Origin of the sequence: Methanocalculus taiwanensis, from assembly GCF_024372745.1 — an archaeon.
GTDB lineage: Archaea > Halobacteriota > Methanomicrobia > Methanomicrobiales > Methanocorpusculaceae > Methanocalculus > Methanocalculus taiwanensis.
In genome coordinates this window covers 130,307-146,353 of record NZ_VOTZ01000003.1, presented here as the reverse complement: position 1 = coordinate 146,353, position 16,047 = coordinate 130,307, and the positions used below count along the sequence as shown (strand labels likewise).

Genomic DNA, 16,047 nt, shown 5'->3' with positions numbered 1-16,047 from the left:
TAGGTTCTCATCTGGCAACCCGATTACCCTGCAGAACTCCCTTTCAATACCCGGCACCGATGACGCCGGGTACCCGGGACCGCTCACCCAAACAGAGGAACAGTCCCTGACTGAGGCAGTTGCCATACCACCGGTTTTTTGGCGAAATAGCAGTATACGCGAATCGTCGGGCAATCTGCCCCCGGATTCAGCGCATCCTTCTGCCCTGCGACCTAATTAGATATGCACGAGTGGCATATATACCCTTTCATTTCATCATCAAAAAAGTGCATAATCAGGCGACGCCCAGCCTCAAAAATTCAAAATTTGGAGATGTCACACCCACACTATGAGATAGAAGCAGTGATCGCGCATCGTACCGAATGTTCATCGCAGCCATTTGCGGCGCCAGGCAGGACACACCACCCGGTTCCCCGGAACCAGGATTTCTGAATAGAGAGAGAAAAGAGATTAAGCAGGATGAGAGAGAAGCTTGATAGAGGACAGGATACAACGTATAAAGCAGGCATGAATAGAAACCAGAAGCAGGGACGGGTACAGGCGATCTCACTTCACGTCGTCTGCAACTGGGATATCAATGAGATTGTCAGGCTCTACCGCGCAGGCGGATGGTGGAGTGAAGAGATGGATCCCCGAAGTATCCCTGATCTCATCCGGGGAAGCCATCGCTTTGTTGTAGCAGTTGACGAGATCACCGGATCTGCAGTTGGCATGGGCAGGACAATCTCAGATGGGATCTCCGATGCATACATACAGGATGTTGTTGTCCTGAAAGAGTACAGGAGATGCTATATCGGACTCCAGATCATCCAGCTTCTCACCCAGCTGTGTGTGGAGGACAAAATATCCTGGATCGGACTCATCTCAGAGCCAGGCACCCTCCCGTTTTATAAAAAAATTGGCTTTCAACCGATGGAAAAATATGTCCCTATGATATACAGGAAGATGGAATCTGATGCTCTCTCTCAATGATTTCTCCCCGATAACACTGGAGAATATGGATATAATTAATGAATTTTTCAGGCAGTATCCCCAGGTACACAGCGACAATACGATCATAACAATACTCTGCTGGAATCACTATGCCCACTACCACTATACAATACGCAATAACACCCTGATCATCATGACAGATATTGATGGAGATCGGACATTCAGACCTCCCATCGGAGAAAAGAACGATGAACTTCTTGCCGATCTCCTCTGCCTCGCATACAGGGATGGAGGGAGCACACCATTCCAGATGCTGGATGAAGATGGATATAACTGGTTTACTGAGAGATATCCCGGCATACCTGTCTATGAAGACAGGGATTTTGCAGATTATGTCTATCTCTCGACCGATCTGGCAACCCTTCCGGGAAGACAGTACCTCACCATACGGGGGCATATCAATAAATTCAACAGGACAACCGAATACAGTGTTGAAGAAATCGGAAGCGGCAACATAGAAGAGATCACAGAATTCCTTGAAAAGTGGTGCGAGTGGAAACATTGTGACGAATACCCCATCCTTGCCCATGAAAGAGATGCGGTCTTCTTCTCTATCGATCATTTTGATGAAATAGGATGCCATGGGATTCTCATCAGAACCAAAAAGGCAATCGGGGCAATCGCTATCTGGGGAAATCTCAATGATGAGACCATTGTCGTTCACTTTGAAAAGGCACTCCCGGGTTTTGAAGGGATCTACAAGGCGATCAACATGCAGACCGCAAAGGCCGTCCAGTCCCGTCACCGATATATAAACCGCGAATCAGACATGGGTGAGCCCGGCCTCAGGGAGGCAAAAACCAGGTACCATCCCCACCATATGGCACCGGTCTGGTTTATCCGGCGATCAGATATGGAAGCCCACAAAGAATTCTTCTGTTAGAAAGGCCATGGAAACACCTCCAAAAGAGAGTCGAATTTATCTCCGGTTACAGAGATCGAGGAGGGAGTACATCGTTTCTGTTGATACCGCCGGTTTTGCGGATTCAAGCCAGAGATAAAACCCGACCCGCCCCGGAGTCTGGCGCTCATACTTGAATCCCCCTGTCTTTTCAGGGACCATTTTATAGTACATCCGTCTCTTCTTTGGCTTGATGTAGACCACCGGCGAGAGATCGGGGAGATCAACTGCAAAGACCACCTTTGAATAATCGCGGGTAAGAGTTCCGTAATCCAGGATCGTGCTCTTCACCCGCATCCCAAGCTCATTGACAAGCTCCTTCTGCGCTGCCGGGTTCATTGCTCCGAAGATCACCTTCTTTACGAGCGGGGAGACACCAGGATCAGCGAGAGCCACCCCCTGGGGGCTGCTTTGCCCGGCATGATGTAGCAGGCGTGAGAGGGCCTGATCATGGAACTGCCGGTAATCAAAGGGGCGGGTGCGTAGCGACAGGGCGCTGATGAGCTTTGGGTTGTTCACGGCCTGCCGTGAAAGAGAGGCAAGGCGGAGAGAGCGGATTGATGCCTTCAGCTCCTCACAACTGAAAGTCCCGACATAGGCATTCTCCTCTTCCCGGCAGAGCCTTTTAATCACCTGGGTATTTGAGATATCAACAGCCGAGAAGAGAGAGAACTCCACCGTCTCCTGCCTGAAGAGATAGCCAAAAAGCTTCTTTTTGTAATGGATCTCGGCTTCAAGATCCTTCAGATCGGCAGGAGATGTAACGATCTCGGCAAATGAGACCTGGTTATGATTATCTATCAGGAGGAGATCCACCTCCGCCAGATCCTGGCCATTACCGCGCACCCTGATATCGCCCTTTTCGGCATAATACATGCCATTCTGTCCAAGGGCAATCCTTACCGGACGGCGGGGGGCATCCGGACCCTTCTTTACTATCTTCTTAATAGCATTTGTTCTGCCCGCCGTTTCAAGGAGAAGCTCATAGATGAGCGCTTCATACCAGTAGCCCTCAACGGTGCGCATCTCCATGATATCATCTGAGAAGAGTTTGAGATTGTCACCTTTCTTCAGGTGACGAAGTGCACGGATAGCCAGGGCACGGTTTGGCTCAAATGAGGAGCAGTTCTCCCTTAGCCAGTCTAACACCACTCAAACCCTCCCGGCTGGTGGCTTTCATCATTCTCCTGTAAATATGAAACCATATCTGTTCTCCCGAAGCGAACCTGCATCCGGGGCCTGCTATTATTCCGGCAGAGCATAAGCCGTTAAGAACATGGCTGTACCAAATCCTGCTTCTGCTGCCTGCTACCATATTCCTGTAGTATTCACCGATTACGCGAGCACCACTATCTGCCGTGTCAGGCTCTTATGCACTCGCTGAGAGAATGAATGGATGATCTCAAAATACTCCTCTGCTATTGTGGAGATATCCTGGTGAGTAACGATCACCGCCCTGCTCTCATCCTTAAGTATGCGCCGGATCTCAGATAATGATTGGGTATAGAGCTTATCGAGGCTGGCAGCCTTTATCGATGTGGATTGCCCGTATGGCAGATCCGTTGCCACAGCATCTACCGATTTATCTGCTACTGGCAGATAGCAGGTATCTGCACGAAAGCAGACTGAATTCGGCAGATTTACCCGTGCACCCTGTATCATATATGGATCAATATCCGATCCCGCGACGGTTGCGCCGATACATTCGGCTTCAAGCATAATCCCGCCGGTTCCACAGAATGGATCATAGAAGATCCCACCTGGCGAAATCCGCGTAAGATTTACCATCGCCCGTGCCATGAGGGGCATCATCACGCCGGGGTGGAAGAAGGAACGCCGCATCGGGTTACGGTATGCATAGGCGCCCCGATCGATATGGTGAAGCACACGTCCCAGATAGCAGGTGCCATCCGAGAAGATGGCACGATATTCAACCGCAGGAGATTTCAACGAAACCTCGCCTTCGATTAAACGCCCCATCATCCTCTCGATATCCATCTTCGAAGCAGGCAGATCTGCCGGATGAATCCGCTTAACCCGGCAAGAGAACGGCTCTTCTGGTGCCAGACTGAGATTATGGAGGAGGGAGGAAAATGCTCCCATCTCTGCCGGGCACTCACCGAGGTACTCCATCACAACATGTGTCTGGGAGAGCCGGAGAGTATCTTTTGGAACCGGACAGCTCGCAATGGCAACCTGTGGTGCGGTTGCAAGCACCTTGCCGACACACCCAATCTCCGCTGCCGGGAGATCAGGGTGTTCCCCGGAGAGCTCAAAGAGCAGTTTCATCGCTATAATAGTTCGCTATCTGAGGTGAAATACCTGTGCGATACAGCTCATACAAAGAAAAAAGAGATATACAACCGGCATGGATTTACCGGCCCATCATCTTATCGAAGAAGCCCTTCTTATCTGATGCAGACTGGCCCTTGCCTTCATCCTTCATCTCAAGCTCAAGGATCTTCTGATACAGCTCCTTTACCTCTGCATCCGGACTCTTTGGTGTTTTGATGATCACCCTGACATGCAGATCCCCGGGCCTGCCACGCCTCCTGACACCCTCGCCTGGAATCCTGAGTGCGGTGCCATACTGAATACCGGCAGGCACTTTGAGATTGACTTTCCGGTCATCAATCGTCTCGATTTCAACCTCGGACCCAAGCACCGCCTGTGCAGGCGTGATCTCGACGGCAGTCTCAAGATTATCGCCTTTCCGATCGAACCGCTTATCGGGCTCCACCATCACCTCGATGTAGAGATCGCCGGTGGGGGCGCCATAATCCCCTGCCTCACCATACCCTTCCATCCGGAGCCGCATCCCCGGCTCGACACCTGCCGGGATATGGATTGTAATCGTCCTCTGTACCTGGGTATGCCCGCTTCCATTACAGGATTTGCAGGTCTGCTCAGGTATCTTCCCTTTCCCGTTACATTCGGTACAGGTTGTCATCCTGACAAACTGGCCAAAGAGAGACTGGCTAACGGAGCGCATCTGCCCGCTGCCACCGCACCGGGAACAGGTTGTCTGCCGTTTATTGGCACTGCCGGTACCATCACATGCCGGACAGGGCTCTGCGTGCATCACCCGGACATCCCGGTCTGTGCCAAAGACAGCATCGCGGAGAGTGACAGAGACCCTCATCAGGAGATCAGCACCACGCTGGGGCCCGCCCCTTGCACCACGCCCTCCGAAGAATGAGTCGAATATATCTCCAAAGCCTGAGAAATCAGAGGAGAAACCATAGTTTGCACTTCCAGCGCCACTATAGCTTCCTTTTGAGGCATTTGTATATGCCTCGTGCCCCAGCTGATCATACTGGCGGCGCTTATCGGCATCGGAGAGGATACTGTATGCCTCATTGATGGTTTTGAAACGCTCCTCAGCACCCTCCTCCTTGCAGACATCCGGATGGTACTTCCGGGCAAGGTTGCGGTAGGCTCTTTTTATATCCTTCTCTGTTGCGTTCTTTGGAACGCCAAGAGTGTCATAGTAGCTTTCCGCAACCATCCAACTCACTCTTTCTTGACTTCGTAGTCTGCATCGACGACGGTATCGTCATCAGGCTGTTTAGCTTCAGTTCCTTCACCGGCTGCCTGTGCCGCTTCACCAGCCTTCTGGTAGAGCTTTGTGGTGACTTTGAAGACAGCATCCTGCAGGGCATCCATCTTCTCTTTGATGATGACGGTATCTTCGCCTTCAAGTGCTGTTTTCAGTGCGGTTACCGCCTCTTCGATGGAGCTTTTATCCTCATCATCCAGCTGCTCGCCGCTCTCCTTGATCAGCTTCTCGGCACTGTATGCAGCCATGTCCGCATTGTTCCGGATCTCGATCTCCTCACGCTTCTTCTTGTCCTCTTCTTCGTGAAGCTGGGCATCTTTGACCATCTTCTCAATCTCGGCATCAGCGAGATCTTTCTTTCCGGTGATCGTGATCGACTGCTCATTGCCGGAACCAAGATCCTTTGCCGATACATGGACGATACCGTTTGCATCGATATCAAAGGTGACCTCAATCTGCGGCACGCCACGTGGAGCCGGAGGTATTCCGGTCAGCTGGAACCTGCCAAGCGAGAAGTTGTCACGTGCGAACTGGCGCTCTCCCTGGACGACATGGATCTCGACACTCGTCTGCCCGTCAGCTGCGGTGGAAAAGATCTGGCTCTTACGGGTGGGGATTGTCGTATTCCTCTCGATCAGGGCGGTGGCAATATTGCCGAGAGTCTCGATACCGAGTGTGAGCGGCGTCACATCAAGGAGGACTACATCCTTTGCCTCTCCGGAGAGGACAGCTCCCTGGATGGCTGCTCCGAGCGCAACACACTCGTCGGGGTTGATCCCCTTGTCCGGCTCTTTACCGGTGATCCGCTTCACTGTCTCAACAACGAGCGGGACACGGGTGGATCCGCCTACGAGGAGGACGTGGGTGATATCTTTTGACTCAAGTCCGGCATCTTTTAATGCATTCTTCACTGGATCGATCGTCTTATCGACGAGATCACCGATCAGCTGCTCGAATTTTGCACGTGTCAGATCGGTATCAAGGAATTTCGGCCCGGAATCCGATGTGGTGATGTAGGGGAGATTGATATTCGTCTTCTGAAGCGTCGATAGATCGATCTTGGCCCGCTCTGCCGCATCCTTGAGACGCTGGAGTGCCACGGGATCTTTTCTGAGGTCAACACCCTCCTTCTTCTTGAAATCATCGATGAGAAAATCGATGATCCTGTCATCAAAGTCATCTCCACCAAGCTTATTGATGCCGTTTGTTGAGAGAACCTCAAAGACACCGTCTCCAAGAGTCAGGATAGAGACATCGAATGTACCGCCGCCAAGATCATAGACCAGTACCGTCGATTCACCCTCTTTATCAAGACCATATGCAAGAGAGCTTGCTGTGGGCTCATTGATGATCCTGAGCACTTCGAGGCCGGCGATTTTGCCAGCATCCTTGGTTGCCTGCCGCTGAGCGTCATTAAAGTACGCAGGGACGGTGATAACCGCTTTTGTAATCTTCTCTCCCAGATAGGACTCGGCATCGACTTTAAGTTTCTGAAGAACCATCGCCGAAATCTCCTGTGGAGTGTATTTCTTATCGCCAATTGATACCGTCTCTTCAGTTCCCATCTTCCTCTTGATCGATGCGATGGTTCGTGTCGGATTTGTAACTGCCTGCCTTTTTGCAACACTACCGACAAGCCGCTCGCCATCTTTTGCAAACGCCACAACCGAAGGGGTTGTCCGGGCACCCTCGGAGTTTGGGATCACCTTCGGGGTGCCGCCTTCCATAATCGCCATACAGGAGTATGTCGTTCCAAGATCAATACCAAGAATCTTTTCTGCCATTTTAATCACTCGTTATTTTGTTTGCCTTTTGATACAGCCACTTTCGCGCACCGTATCACTTTATCATGCATGCAATACCCCCGGCATACCTCATCAATGATGTACCCCTCCTCATAGTCAGAGGGGATATGTGCAATAGCCTCATGCTCATTTGGATTAAAGCGGGCGTTTGTACACTTAATCGGGGTGATGCCGTTTCTCTCCAGGATCGAGAGGAATAATTTATGAATTTGTGAAAGCCCTTCTTTGAGATCGGCGTCCTCTGCTTTGAGAGCCCGTTCGAGGTTGTCAAGGATCTCAAGGAACTCAAGCGCCAGACGCTCGTTTGCAAATCGTATGATCTGCTCGGTTTCACGGGCGGTCCTCTTTTTGTAATTCTCAAAGTCAGCAGCAAGGCGGAGATATTTGTCATTGAGTTCCTCGCATCTTGCCTGGGCAACCCGGAGTTCATCTCCTGCCCCTGCGTCGCTCGCGGCACTCTCTGTATTCATATCCTCTTCCTGTCTCTCAGTCTCATCAGCCTCCATAGAAGATCACATCAAAGTGTTACAGTATCTATTGCAATGCAGTTCTATATAAACTTATCCCTTACCTGAAGTAAATGCTCTTTCATGCGCACGATTGGATTCTTGACATAGACAAGACGAATATACACAAATATTCACCAATTCTAAAAAAGAGCCAAATTTACATCTACCCATTCATTCCAGCAGAGATATCACCCCAAAACAGGGCGCAGACTGATTTTTTCATTTCCGGGAGATAAGAGATCGTGAACCAAAGCCATCTTCCATCTGGCAATTGCCAATGGGTGGAAGGGGTGGTTTCTAATATTCAAAACGATCAATAGTTCATATATGTCAACGGCTCTCCTCTCTGTCTGGGATAAGACAGGAATAGTGGCATTAGCACGTTCGCTTCACCAATTGGGGATAGATATCCTGAGTTCAGGAGGTACAGGGAGGGCGCTTGCTGAAGCAGGTGTTCCTTTCACCGAGGTCTCCGCATATACCGGTTCTCCAGAAATGATGGACGGGCGGGTTAAGACGCTGCATCCGAAGATCCATGGCGGACTCCTCGGCAGGCGTGGGATCGATGATGCGATCATGGAACAGCACAAGATCCCGGCAATCGATCTGCTGGTTGTGAACCTCTATCCATTCGAGGCAATGTCAGCACAGAACCTTCCAATTGAGGAACTTGTCGAGTTTATTGATATTGGTGGGCCGGCGATGATCCGGGCCGCTGCCAAGAATTATAAGGATGTTGCTGTGATCTGCGATCCAACAGACTATCCCGCGATAACAGATGCACTTCAAAAAGGCGGAGTGCCGGATTCCGTTCGCCTCTCCCTCGCAAAGAAGGCTTTTGCACGGACTGCAGCCTATGATGCTGCAATCAGCAACCATCTAAACAGCTTAGACTCCACATTCCCCTCAGTGCTGACGGTGCAGTTTGAGTCTGGAAGAAAGCTCCGCTATGGGGAGAATCCCCACCAGCAGGCAGCCGTCTATGGCACTGTCGGGATCGCCGGTGTCGAGCCCCTCCAGGGTAAGCAGATGTCCTATAATAATTACCTCGATCTCAACTCAGCAGTTGGTCTTCTCAGGGAGTTTGATGATCCCGCCTGCGTTATCGTCAAGCATAATAACCCCTGCGGAGTGGCAACAGGGAAACAGCCAATTGACGCCTATATTCGTGCACGTGATGTCGACCCTGTTTCAGCATACGGCTCAGTTGTTGCATTGAATCGTGAAGTGGGATCAGATGTGGCAGAGGCTATTTGCAGTACCTTTGTGGAGGTGATCATCGCGCCCTCGTTCTCAGCAGAGGCTCTGGAGATGATGAAGGCAAAAGAAAATATGCGTGTGCTTATCATGCCCGAACCCTCGCTCGCGGATGAACTCCGCTCTATCGACGGCGGCATCCTCTGTATGCGGACCCCCCCATATCTTGAACACTGGGAGGTTGTTTCCGAGCGTGAGCCGACTTCAGCAGAACTGGAGGCGATGAGGCTTGCATGGCGGGTCTGTAAGCATACAAAGAGCAACACGATCATCTTTGCAAACAACGAGGAGACCCTCGGGATAGGAGCCGGCCAGATGAGCAGGGTTGATGCGGCAAAGATTGCGATCGAGAAGTCGAATAAATCCCTGAAGGGATCGGTCATCGCCTCCGATGCATTCCTCCCCTTCCCTGACACGCTTGAAGTGGCAGCAGATGCCGGCGCGACAGCACTCATCCAGCCAGGTGGATCAATCCGGGATGCGGAAGTGATCGAGGCGGCCAACAAGCGGAACATGGCGATGATTTTTACGGGAGTCCGGTACTTCAGGCATTAGATCGGCATAGCGTGTGACTCTTTCAGAACATACCTTTTTATAATCAATTAAAGAACAAATTTATAAATACAACCCACATTATTTTTATACAGATGGTGTTGGCAGTGCGATACCGGCCATACTCAATGATCATGAAATCCTGTTAATCTAACCTCAATATTGCAATCAACCGTTTTTTATTCTGATATCCCATTCTTCTCAAAGAATAACATCTCAATCACGTAAAAAAGCTCAATTTTCGCTGATCCAAGAGTAATATTTATATACAAAGAAGATAGTATTCTGATTACCACAGAGGTGGTGACACTATGGAATATGGTAAACTACTCGGGGACTCTTTTGAGTATACAAAGGAATGCCTGATCGGCAAATGGATGAAGTGGATTCTCCTCATCATCTGCTCGATCATCTTCCCTCTTATCTATGGCTATGCAATGAGAATATACAAGGGAACAACGCCTGCTCCCGAACTTGAAAACTGGGGCAGCCTCTTCATCGACGGTATCAAGCTGCTGATTGTGGGGATTGTGTATTTCATCCCGGTCTTCATTGTAGCATTCCTCGTGGTTGGGGGTTCAGTACTCACCAGCATGGCAGGTGGGGATATGGCCGCCCTCGGCACGATGGGTATCGGCATGCTTGTCCTTGTTGTACTGACGATCATTATCGCTTTAATCGTTCCAATCGCCTACATCCGGTTTTCACGGATGGACTCATTTGGCGAGGCATTCAACTTCAGCGCTGTCTTTGGGCATATCGGAAAGATCGGCTGGATCAACTACATCATAGCGATCATCATTCTGGGAATCGTCATCGGTGTTGTTCAGTTCATCCTGATGCTCATCCCGATTCTCGGCCAGCTCCTCCTCTTCATCCTGATGCCGGCATTTATCATCTTCTCTGCACGCTACATGTCGCTTGTCTACGACAGCGCTGCCTGAAGCTGAAGGAATACTCTTATTTTCTTTTTTGAGATCAGCTGGGAGTTGAGATTCTCCGGAGGATGAATGGTTGAAAAGAGCCAACCTATTAAATATTCCAAAGTACCATTCTTAAAATGGTGCTTTCCACTATGAGTGATTGCTTTATTTGTTAAAAGCCCACGCTTTTTAGACACAACTCTGCGTGACGGGGAACAGACCCCCGGTGTATCGCTAAAACCCGATGATAAGTTAAACATCGCAACACTTCTCTCAGACATTGGTGTTTCTGTCATCGAGGTTGGATCAGCTGTTGCATCTGATGGAGAACGCGAGTCTCTCCGGCTGATATCCGACGCAGGACTTGCGGCTGAGATCTGCACGTTTGTCCGGGGTGTCCAGCTTGATATCGACTATGCAGCAGATTATGGTGCAGAATCCGTACATCTTGTCATCCCGGTATCTGACCTTCATATCGAGAAGAAGCTCCGGAAGGATCGGGAATATGTCACACAGATGGCATGGGATTCTGTTGAATATGCAAAAGAACGGGGTTTAATCGTCGAGCTCTCGGGCGAAGATGCATCGAGAGCAGATCAGGCATACCTCTATGATCTCTATGCCGGAGGAGTGGAGCGGGGTGCGGATCGGATCTGCTTCTGTGATACAGTCGGCGTAATGACTCCCGAGCGGGCAAGCGAGATTATCCCGCCGCTTGCGGCACTGGCTCCGCTCTCCATCCACTGCCATAATGATCTGGGGCTTGGCCTTGCGACGACACTCTCGGCAATGAAATCAGGTGCATCATGTGCTCATGCCACAGTAAACGGACTTGGGGAGCGGGCAGGCAACACACCGCTTGAAGAGCTTGTCATGTCGCTTGAGGTACTCTATGGGGTGAAGACCGGCATCAGGACAGATGAGCTCTACCACCTCTCCACACTTGTATCCAGACTCACCCGTGTGCCGCTTCCGACAAACAAGGCAATCGTCGGTGAGATGGCATTTACCCACGAGAGCGGAATCCATGCCCATGGCATCCTCCGTGATGCTGCAACCTATGAGCCGATCATGCCGGAAATGGTCGGACGGCGCCGGAGGATTCTCCTTGGAAAACACTCGGGGAGCGCCTCTGTTGAAGCGGCACTCTCTGAGATGGGATATAAGACAGAAACCCGGCAGCTCCAGGAGATCGTCTCCAGGGTCAAACAGCTTGGCGATGAAGGAAAAAGGGTCACAGACTCGGATCTCCATGCTATTGCAGAGGCGGTGCTTGACATCTCCTGCACACCAGTGATCAGGATGAAACAATTTACGACGGTCTCAGGAAACAGTGTTATGCCAACAGCATCTGTTACCCTGACTGTCAACGGTGAAGATATCACGCAGGCATCTACCGGCGCAGGACCGGTTGATGCAGTCATCATGGCTCTCCGGAAGGCGGTACAGGATGTCGGAGATATCACGCTTGAAGAGTACCACGTCGATGCCATCTATGGCGGGACAGACGCACTCGTCGACGTCACTGTTAAATTAATGAAGGACGGAGAGTTAATTACCTCCCGTGGGGCCAGAACCGATATTATCATGGCGTCGGTAGAGGCGATGATCTCCGGGATGAATAGATTGTTGAGGGAAAAAGATGAAAACCGGGGCAAAAATACTCATTGAAGGACTATTAAAGCAAGGAGTGACGACCATCTTTGGATACCCCGGTGGCGTAGTACTCCCAATCTATGACGAGCTCTACGGCTCCCCGCTCCGCCACATTCTTGTGCGGCACGAGCAGGCGGCAGCCCATGCAGCAGACGGGTATGCACGTGCATCAGGCAAAACTGGTGTCTGCCTTGCGACATCCGGACCGGGAGCATGTAACCTTGTAACCGGCATTGCAACTGCCTATATGGACTCAATCCCGATGATCGCACTGACCGGGCAGGTCCCAACAGCCCTGCTTGGAAACGATGCATTCCAGGAGTCAGATATCACCGGTATCACTATGCCGGTCACCAAGCACAGCTACCTCGTCAAGAAGGCAGAAGATATAGACACCGTACTTGGAGAGGCATTTCATATCGCCGGTACCGGGCGGCAGGGACCCGTCTTAATCGATCTCCCAAAAGATGTGGTGACAAACGAGGCTCCCGAACCCAAACCACGGGGAGAGATCTCACTTAGAGGCTATAACCCGACATTCAAAGGGCATATCAGGCAGATCGAAAAGGCAATCTCGATGATAGGTGAGGCAGAGAGGCCGGTGATCTATGCCGGGGGAGGTGTGATCGCATCAGACGCATCCCCGGAATTGATCCGTTTTGCAGAGGCAACTGGGATCCCCATTACGACAACACTAATGGGGATCGGTGCGATTCCCTGCGATCACCCCCTGAACCTCGGGATGCTCGGGATGCATGGCACGCGGTATGCAAACTATGCAATCACCGAGTGTGATCTCCTCATTGCCATCGGTGCACGTTTCGATGACCGGGTAACCGGCCGGATCCAATCGTTTGCCCCAAATGCCGAAATCATCCATATCGACATCGATCCCGCTGAGATCGGCAAGAATAAAGTTGTTGATCTCCCGATCGTCGGGGATTCGCGCATGGTGCTAACCTGTATGCTCGATCGGCTCACCGGCAGAAAAGAGAGGACTACCTGGAATAATAAGATCAACCACTGGAAAGTTGAGTACCCGATGTCCTGCCCCGATGACGGTGTGCTGCGTCCCCAGCTCGTCATTAAAACCCTCTCAGATCTCCTAAACGGGGAGGGGATCATCGTCTCGGAGGTTGGGCAGAACCAGATGTGGACCGCCCAGCACTTCTGTTTCAGGCACCCGCGAACCTGGATAACATCCGGAGGGCTTGGAACCATGGGATATGGCCTCCCTGCCGCGATGGGCGCCCATTTTGCCCGCCCCGATCTTCCGGTCTTTGATATTGCCGGAGATGGGAGCATCCAGATGAATATCCAGGAATTTGGGACGATCGTGCAATACGATATTCCGGTCAAGGTAGTCATCCTGAACAACATGTACCTTGGCATGGTCAGGCAGTGGCAGGAGCTCTTCTATGATCGCCGGTATTCGTACACCGAATTGCCATCTGTTGATTTCGTCGGTATTGCCGCTGCTTACGGGATCGACGGCATCCGGGTTGATTCGGCAGATCAGGTCAAAGAGGCACTGACTGCGGCCATAACAACAGACGGCCCATTCGTCCTTGACTTCAGGGTTGAACGGGAGGAGAATGTGTTCCCGATGGTGCCTGCGGGTGCTGCAATCAATGAGATGATAGGGGGGCAGAAAGAATGAAAGTCCATACACTCTCCGTCCTCGTTGAGAACAGGGCCGGTGTCCTCTCCAGAGTCGCCGGGATGTTCTCCCGCCGGGGATTTAATATCGAGAGCCTGGCTGTCGGGACCTGTGAAGTGCCTGAGATGAGCCGGATCACCATCACCGTGAACGGGGACGACACCCAGATCGAGCAGGTCAAAAAACAGCTGAATAAGCTGATTGATGTGATCAAGGTCTCTGATATCACCTACCGGGAGCATGTCCGGCGTGAACTCGCACTCATAAAAGTGGCGGCCAATCCAGGCAGCTCCCGTGCCGAGGTGATGCAGATTGCAGATACCTTCAGGGCACAGATCATCGATGTCGGTGCAAAGACCCTGGTATTGCAGGTGGTCGGCCCTCCCGAGAAGATCGATGCACTCGAAAAGCTTCTCCGCCAGTACGGCGTGAAAGAGCTCGTCAGGACAGGCACGATCGCTGCACTGCGTGGCTCAAAGACGACAGCCGGAGAATAAGTCCATCTTTCTTCTTTTTTTACTCATCCTCACAAAAAAAATATCACGCAGTTTAACTATTTCCTTGACATACCATAGCATGACATGATCGCCAGACCGAATGGATATAATACCGCGATGTTGTTTCAAACGATCTCATTCACTCGTTTCACAAGCCATGGAATAATAAGAATGGAGTTTTTCTGATCATGGCTGATTTCGGGACTGTTCTGATCATTCTTTTGTACTGTTTTGTCCTGATTGCCATCGGGGTCATTGCATCACGGAAGATCAATACTACCGCAGATTACATCGTTGCTGGCAGGTCACTCGGCTTCTGGGTCTTTACCATCCTGATGATCGCCTCGATATGCAGTGGGATGACGCTTGTTGGCGTATCCGGCTTTGGGTATGCATCCGGCTGGCCCGGCATATGGGAACAGATTGCTGTTCCGCTCGCAGCAGCGTTCTGCATCACCATCTTCGGTGTGAAGCTTCACCGTGTCGGCCGTGAGAACGGGTATATGACACTGGAGGATTATTTTGCACACCGTTACGAGAGCATACGCGATGTCAGGGGTTTCTCTGCACTCGCCGGTATTACCGTCTCATTGATCTATCTCGTCGGACAGTATACTGCCATTAGTATCGTCCTCGTATGGCTCTTTGGGATCGAGCACTGGCAGGCATTAATTATTGCAGGTATCATCATCACTGCATATACGGTGATCGGTGGATTATATGCCGTTTCTTGGACAACTCTTGTGCAGGGAGGGCTTTTAATTGCAGGTGTTATCGGAATCGCACCTCTCCTGATCGCAAAGGCGGGCGGGCTCACACATATCAACGAAGTGCTTGCCGGAATCGATCCAAACCTCATCCAGCCCTGGTATCCATCTCCGGTATATGCCGACTATGCCTTTGCAACACCGGAGTTTCTCTTCTCATTTGGGCTTCTGATGACCATCGGCCTCGCATGCGCACCGCATGTGATCAATAATGTTCTTGCGGCACGAGAGACGAAATATTTCAAATGGGCACCTTTGATCGCTTTTGTTGTGTACCTTATCGTGATGATTCTCGTGAAACTCTCCGGCCTTGCGGTTCGCGTACTGGTTGAAGAGGGATCAATTGTCCTCCCCGATGTCATCAACTCCCAGGACTTTGCATTTATGTATGGTGTCGGGTATGCCGCGCCGAATGTCTTCATCTGGGGCATATTCACAGTCATTGTCCTTGCGGCAGTAATGTCAACAACAGACCGCCTGATGCTCACCATCGGGACGATGTTCTCCTGGGACATCTACAAAAACATCCTTCATCCCCATGCATCAGATAAAGAGGTTCTTCTGGTATCACGAATAGCCGTCTTCGCCGCAGCAGGAATATCGCTTATCCTCGCAATCAATCCTCCCGAGATGCTTGCATGGCTGATCTGGATGGGTATCGGGGTGATGCTCTCCACGTTTGCTGTCCCGATTCTGGCAGGACTCTACTGGCGGGGGGCAACAACAAAGGGGGCTCTTGCAGCGATGGCTATTGGGCTGATCTCCTCAGGCATTGCCGGCTATTACCATCAGTATATCACACCCCTTCCAGTCCATTTCAGCCTGTATTCTGTGACAGCAGCGCTGTTGGCGATGATTCTGGTCAGCTGGCGCACTGAGAAGAACAATCCTGAGGTGCTTGACACCACAATGACAGGATGGTATATCTTCAGAAAGCGCTGAGGAGATTATACCAGAGCCGTTCATGT

The 16,047-nt window shown here is 51.1% G+C and carries 13 protein-coding genes; 8 read left to right on the top strand and 5 right to left on the bottom strand.

Annotated elements, in window-relative coordinates; genetic code table 11:
- Nucleotides 1-459: 459 nt before the first annotated feature.
- Nucleotides 460-972, top strand: coding sequence for a GNAT family N-acetyltransferase (locus FTO68_RS02610; RefSeq protein WP_255331809.1), 513 nt, complete (start codon nt 460-462; stop codon nt 970-972).
- Between the two features lie 25 nt (nt 973-997).
- The gene (locus FTO68_RS02605; RefSeq protein WP_255331808.1) at nt 998-1,876 is read left to right on the top strand and encodes a DUF2156 domain-containing protein; all 879 of its coding nucleotides are present in this window, start codon (nt 998-1,000) and stop codon (nt 1,874-1,876) included.
- A gap of 36 nt (nt 1,877-1,912) precedes the next feature.
- Here the strand turns inward: FTO68_RS02605 and FTO68_RS02600 are convergent, their stop codons facing one another.
- The 5 genes from FTO68_RS02600 to FTO68_RS02580 form a co-directional block, all read right to left on the bottom strand.
- On the bottom strand, nt 1,913-3,043 hold the full coding sequence (locus FTO68_RS02600; protein ID WP_255331807.1) for a hypothetical protein: 1,131 nt from the start codon (nt 3,041-3,043) through the stop codon (nt 1,913-1,915).
- A gap of 186 nt (nt 3,044-3,229) precedes the next feature.
- Nucleotides 3,230-4,183 carry a methyltransferase domain-containing protein gene (locus FTO68_RS02595; protein WP_255331805.1) on the bottom strand — a complete coding sequence of 318 codons (954 nt, stop codon included), beginning with the start codon at nt 4,181-4,183 and terminating at the stop codon, nt 3,230-3,232.
- An 85-nt stretch (nt 4,184-4,268) separates the two neighbouring features.
- The gene (gene dnaJ / locus FTO68_RS02590; protein ID WP_255331804.1) at nt 4,269-5,402 is read right to left on the bottom strand and encodes a molecular chaperone DnaJ; all 1,134 of its coding nucleotides are present in this window, start codon (nt 5,400-5,402) and stop codon (nt 4,269-4,271) included.
- Between the two features lie 5 nt (nt 5,403-5,407).
- Nucleotides 5,408-7,237 (bottom strand): molecular chaperone DnaK, encoded by a 1,830-nt coding sequence (dnaK, locus tag FTO68_RS02585; RefSeq protein WP_255331803.1) that lies wholly within the window; start codon nt 7,235-7,237, stop codon nt 5,408-5,410.
- 5 nt (nt 7,238-7,242) lie between these two features.
- Nucleotides 7,243-7,764: a nucleotide exchange factor GrpE gene (locus FTO68_RS02580; protein ID WP_255331802.1), complete on the bottom strand. Its 522-nt coding sequence runs from the start codon at nt 7,762-7,764 to the stop codon at nt 7,243-7,245.
- A 330-nt stretch (nt 7,765-8,094) separates the two neighbouring features.
- Here FTO68_RS02580 and purH point away from each other — a divergent pair, with 330 nt between their 5' ends.
- The 6 genes from purH to FTO68_RS02550 all read left to right on the top strand — a co-directional run bounded on the left by purH (nt 8,095) and on the right by FTO68_RS02550 (nt 16,021).
- Nucleotides 8,095-9,579 carry a bifunctional phosphoribosylaminoimidazolecarboxamide formyltransferase/IMP cyclohydrolase gene (gene purH, locus FTO68_RS02575; RefSeq protein WP_255331801.1) on the top strand — a complete coding sequence of 495 codons (1,485 nt, stop codon included), beginning with the start codon at nt 8,095-8,097 and terminating at the stop codon, nt 9,577-9,579.
- Nucleotides 9,580-9,887: 308 nt separating this feature from the next.
- Complete coding sequence (locus tag FTO68_RS02570) at nt 9,888-10,520, top strand: DUF4013 domain-containing protein (RefSeq protein WP_255331800.1); 633 nt, start codon at nt 9,888-9,890, stop codon at nt 10,518-10,520.
- Nucleotides 10,521-10,655: 135 nt separating this feature from the next.
- The gene (locus FTO68_RS02565; RefSeq protein WP_255331799.1) at nt 10,656-12,170 is read left to right on the top strand and encodes a 2-isopropylmalate synthase; all 1,515 of its coding nucleotides are present in this window, start codon (nt 10,656-10,658) and stop codon (nt 12,168-12,170) included.
- Nucleotides 12,142-13,815 (top strand): biosynthetic-type acetolactate synthase large subunit, encoded by a 1,674-nt coding sequence (gene ilvB, locus FTO68_RS02560; RefSeq protein ID WP_255331798.1) that lies wholly within the window; start codon nt 12,142-12,144, stop codon nt 13,813-13,815. The genes FTO68_RS02565 and ilvB overlap by 29 nt, the downstream gene beginning before the upstream one ends.
- Nucleotides 13,812-14,312 (top strand): acetolactate synthase small subunit, encoded by a 501-nt coding sequence (gene ilvN, locus FTO68_RS02555; RefSeq protein WP_255331797.1) that lies wholly within the window; start codon nt 13,812-13,814, stop codon nt 14,310-14,312. Before ilvB ends, ilvN begins: the two co-directional genes overlap by 4 nt.
- Before the next feature lie 188 nt (nt 14,313-14,500).
- Nucleotides 14,501-16,021: a sodium:solute symporter family protein gene (locus FTO68_RS02550; RefSeq protein WP_255331796.1), complete on the top strand. Its 1,521-nt coding sequence runs from the start codon at nt 14,501-14,503 to the stop codon at nt 16,019-16,021.
- Nucleotides 16,022-16,047: the final 26 nt, after the last annotated feature.

What these genes read in the sequence shown, in the direction of transcription:
- FTO68_RS02610 (WP_255331809.1), top strand. Translation starts at nt 460, where the DNA reads ATGAGAGAGAAGCTTGATAGAGGACAGGATACAACGTATAAAGCAGGC.
- dnaK (WP_255331803.1), bottom strand. Translation starts at nt 7,237, where the DNA reads ATGGCAGAAAAGATTCTTGGTATTGATCTTGGAACGACATACTCCTGT.
- purH (WP_255331801.1), top strand. Translation starts at nt 8,095, where the DNA reads ATGTCAACGGCTCTCCTCTCTGTCTGGGATAAGACAGGAATAGTGGCA.
- FTO68_RS02570 (WP_255331800.1), top strand. Translation starts at nt 9,888, where the DNA reads ATGGAATATGGTAAACTACTCGGGGACTCTTTTGAGTATACAAAGGAA.
- FTO68_RS02550 (WP_255331796.1), top strand. Translation starts at nt 14,501, where the DNA reads ATGGCTGATTTCGGGACTGTTCTGATCATTCTTTTGTACTGTTTTGTC.
- ilvN (WP_255331797.1), top strand. Translation starts at nt 13,812, where the DNA reads ATGAAAGTCCATACACTCTCCGTCCTCGTTGAGAACAGGGCCGGTGTC.
- FTO68_RS02605 (WP_255331808.1), top strand. Translation starts at nt 998, where the DNA reads ATGGATATAATTAATGAATTTTTCAGGCAGTATCCCCAGGTACACAGC.
- dnaJ (WP_255331804.1), bottom strand. Translation starts at nt 5,402, where the DNA reads ATGGTTGCGGAAAGCTACTATGACACTCTTGGCGTTCCAAAGAACGCA.
- FTO68_RS02580 (WP_255331802.1), bottom strand. Translation starts at nt 7,764, where the DNA reads ATGGAGGCTGATGAGACTGAGAGACAGGAAGAGGATATGAATACAGAG.
- ilvB (WP_255331798.1), top strand. Translation starts at nt 12,142, where the DNA reads ATGAAAACCGGGGCAAAAATACTCATTGAAGGACTATTAAAGCAAGGA.
- FTO68_RS02595 (WP_255331805.1), bottom strand. Translation starts at nt 4,183, where the DNA reads ATGAAACTGCTCTTTGAGCTCTCCGGGGAACACCCTGATCTCCCGGCA.